The organism is Alphaproteobacteria bacterium, assembly GCA_030740435.1.
Lineage (GTDB): Bacteria > Pseudomonadota > Alphaproteobacteria > UBA2966 > UBA2966.
Map to the genome: position 1 here is coordinate 1 of JASLXG010000100.1, position 3,262 is coordinate 3,262.

4 protein-coding genes are annotated in these 3,262 nt (G+C 68.1%); 1 reads left to right on the top strand and 3 read right to left on the bottom strand.

Annotated elements, in window-relative coordinates:
• A partial coding sequence (locus QGG75_11590; protein MDP6067874.1) for a 4-hydroxybenzoyl-CoA reductase subunit alpha occupies nt 1-354 on the bottom strand: 354 nt, incomplete at its 3' end.
• A 124-nt stretch (nt 355-478) separates the two neighbouring features.
• On the opposite strand from QGG75_11590, the gene QGG75_11595 reads away from it, so the two are divergent.
• The gene (locus QGG75_11595) at nt 479-1,411 is read left to right on the top strand and encodes a nitronate monooxygenase (GenBank protein ID MDP6067875.1); all 933 of its coding nucleotides are present in this window, start codon (nt 479-481) and stop codon (nt 1,409-1,411) included.
• On the opposite strand, the gene QGG75_11600 is transcribed toward QGG75_11595, so the two are convergent.
• Nucleotides 1,408-2,706 carry a 2-hydroxyacyl-CoA dehydratase family protein gene (locus QGG75_11600; protein ID MDP6067876.1) on the bottom strand — a complete coding sequence of 433 codons (1,299 nt, stop codon included), beginning with the start codon at nt 2,704-2,706 and terminating at the stop codon, nt 1,408-1,410. The two genes, QGG75_11595 and QGG75_11600, sit on opposite strands and share 4 nt — an antisense overlap.
• Nucleotides 2,703-3,262 (bottom strand): TetR/AcrR family transcriptional regulator (locus QGG75_11605; GenBank protein MDP6067877.1); only part of this gene is annotated, 560 nt, incomplete at its 5' end. The genes QGG75_11605 and QGG75_11600, both read right to left, overlap by 4 nt.

Consider the following 3,262-nt stretch of genomic DNA (forward strand, 5'->3'; position numbering starts at 1 on the left):
CGGCGTCTCGGCCGCCACCGCCGCCACCGGCTCGCCGCAGTAACGCACCTTGTGGCGCGCCAGCGGCAGCTCGAAACGCGCGATGGGCAGAATGCCGAAGCCCTGGTCGCTGACCTCGCCGGTTATCACGGCGTGAACGCCCGGGAGTGCCCGCGCCGCGGCCACGTCGAGGGTGACGATTTCGGCATGCGCGCTGGGGCTTCGCAGCACCGCCGCATGCAGCGCCTCGGGATCATGGAGGTCGGCCGTATAGAGCGCTCTCCCCAGCACCTTGTCGGGCCCATCCACCAGGGGGACGGCGACACCGACCGGGCCGCGCGGGGATCTGGATCCAGGGATTATGGCGTCGTTCATGCCCCCTCCTTCCTCTAGCCACGCCGCGCCTGCGCATCCCACGCCGCGCCTGTCATGGCGCCAGCAGTGTAGTCGAAAAAGCGCCGCGCCTGTATGCTGCGCCGGCACAAACGGGAGAGTATCGGTGACGGACAAAGCTAAACGGGATTCGGACCTGAGGGCCTGGCGCGAGAGCATGCGGCTGCCGGTGATCGCGGCGCCCATGTTCCTGGTATCGGGGCCCGAGTTGGTCATTGCCTGCTGCCAGGCCGGCGTCATCGGCTCCTTCCCCACGGTCAACGCGCGTTCGCCGGAAGACCTGGACGCCTGGCTGACGCGCATCGACGGCGAACTGGCGGCGGCTCCAGGATCGGCGGCCCCGGCCGCCAACCTGGTCGTCCACCGCACCAACCCGCGCCGCGAGGACGACCTGGCGGTGGTGGTCGAGCACGAGATTCCCCTGGTCATCGCCAGCGTCGGCAGCCCGGCCGCGGTGGTCGAGCCCATCCACGCCTATGGCGGCCTGGTGCTGGCCGACGTGGCCAGCCTCAAGCACGCCCGCCAGGCCATCGAGGTCGGCGTCGACGGCCTGATCCTGTTGTGCGCCGGCGCCGGCGGCAACACCGGCTGGCTGAACCCCTTCGCCTTCGTGCCCGAGGTGCGCGAATTCTACGACGGGCCGCTGGTGGTGGCCGGCTGCATCGGCGACGGACGCGCCATCCGGGCCATCGAGACCATCGGCGCCGACTTCGCCTACATCGGCACCCGCTTCATTGCCGCCAGCGAAAGCCAGGCCTCGGACGAGAACCGCCAGATGCTGATCGAAAGCGGCGCCGACGACATCGAGCTGACCGACGCCGTCACCGGCATCGACGCCAACTTCATGCGAAGGAGTCTGGAACTCTCGGGCTACAGCAAGAGCCACGACGGCGAGGGCTTCGACGTGGTCAAGGAAACCTCGGCCATGAAGGCCTGGAAGGACGTCTGGAGCGCCGGCCAGGGCGTCGGCCGCACCAAGGGCGTGGCAACAGCGGCCGAAATCGTGGCCGAGCTGGAAAGCGGCTACTGCTCGGCCTAGCCCGCGCGGCGGCGTTGCTCCAGGCCTTCGAAGAAGGCATCGACGCGGGTGCGCATTTGGGCTTCCGAGACGACGCGCGGGTCCATCAGGTCGGATTCCATGTAGAGCGTCGAGAGGCCGAGATGCTCGGCCGCGAAGTGGCGCCGGTCGGCCAGCCCCGTCGAGACCGTGCGGCAGCTCTTGATGGGGTGGTAGACGATGCCGTCGAGCGCGAACTCGCCGGCCCGGGTTTCGATATCCATGGCTCGGTGGAACATGCTGTCCATGGCCTGGCGGCCCATCAGCAGCACGCCCTGGGCATAGCTCTCGAGGGGATCGGCGAGGTCGTATTCGAATCCGATGGGGGCGCCGCCAGCGGCGTACCAGGTGTAGGTCGAGGCCACGAAGACACCGCCCCGGTTCTGGAAGAGGTCGTTGAAGCGGCGAAAGATCGGGTAACAAGGCGCCCCGATCAGGGCCAAGCGGTAGTGCTCGTCAGCGGACGTGCCGGTGGCACCGAGGCCCTGGTCGACTTTGTAGCGCAACTCTTCCAGCAGGTCCTGGAAGTAGGCGGCGCCCTCGGCCGAGCCGCGAAAACTGTTGGCCACGCCCAGGTATACCGTGCCGTCGGTGAGGGCGTTGAAGACGGCCGGCCGGCTCCGGTTGAGCTCCAGTACCTGCTTGTAGGCCTGGCTCAACAGGTTGGCGTGGCCCAGGTGTTGGCGAAAGCGGTCGATGTCGAACTTCTGGCCTGTGACCTCTTGGCATAGCGCTATCAGCTCGCGCAGCTGGCCGGCCACGTAGCGCTGCTCGTAGGCGAAATCCTCGTCGCCCGGTTGGCTCTGGGTACCGGCGGCGCGGGTGCCGGGGATGTCGAAGGTGAAGACGGGTATCTGGTAGAAGCGCTCCCAGATCTCGGCCCACTTGATGTAGGTGTTGCAGCCGTTGCTGGCGATGGCGATGGTGGGCTTGGGGATGGTGCCCATGGGGTGGTCGCCACCGCGCAGTTGCAGCGCCACGTCGGCCTTGACGTAGCCGCAGACGTCGGGCGAGTAGCCATAATCCTCGGCCTCGTTGAGGTAATCGCCGGACACCCCGCGGATGGCGGTCTGCAGCGCGTTGACCTCGGGAAAGACGATGGGCAGGTCGAAGCTCATGAGGATTTCGTTCATGGAGCCGATGACGAAGACGTAAGCGGCCTGGCCCTGGGCCTGGGCGGCTTGGCCCAAGTCGGCGAACCAGCGGCGAAAAAGCCGGGCGCCATCGCGAAAGCCGCGGCCGACGACGTCGGCGGACGGCGTTGCCGGCTGGCTCACTGGGCCCCCTCCTTCAACAGTCCGGCCTGCATGGTGCGGCGCAGCGCCCGCACCAGCTCGCGGCCCTGCAGCTCATCCTGGCGCCGGTGCCATTCGAGAAAAATCCCGTCGTGGCCGGCCATAACCACGGCGGCCTGTTCGCGGGCGCCGCAGTCGTCGCGAAACGTGCCCTGGGCCCGGCCCCGGGCGATGATGGCCTCGACCTGGTCGTAGAGGCGGCGGTAGATGGTGGCGATGCGCTCGCCCAGTTCGCCCTGGCCGGCGAATTCAAGCGACATCAGGATCAGCAGCAGCACCTCGCGCCAGTGCTCGACGCCGAGCCGGGCCTGGCTGTGGATGAAGGCCACAAGCTGGTCGCGGGCGTCATCGCCGGCGGCCGCCAGGTTTTGCTCGAGGCCATCGACCACGGCCACCTCGACGCCATCGAGCAGGTGCCGGAGCAGCCCCGCTTTGCTGCCGAAATAGAAGAACACGGCGCCCTTGGTCAGGCCCACTGCGCGGCCGATTTGCTCGACCGGGGTCTGGCGATAGCCTTGGGCCACGAAAAGCTCGAGCG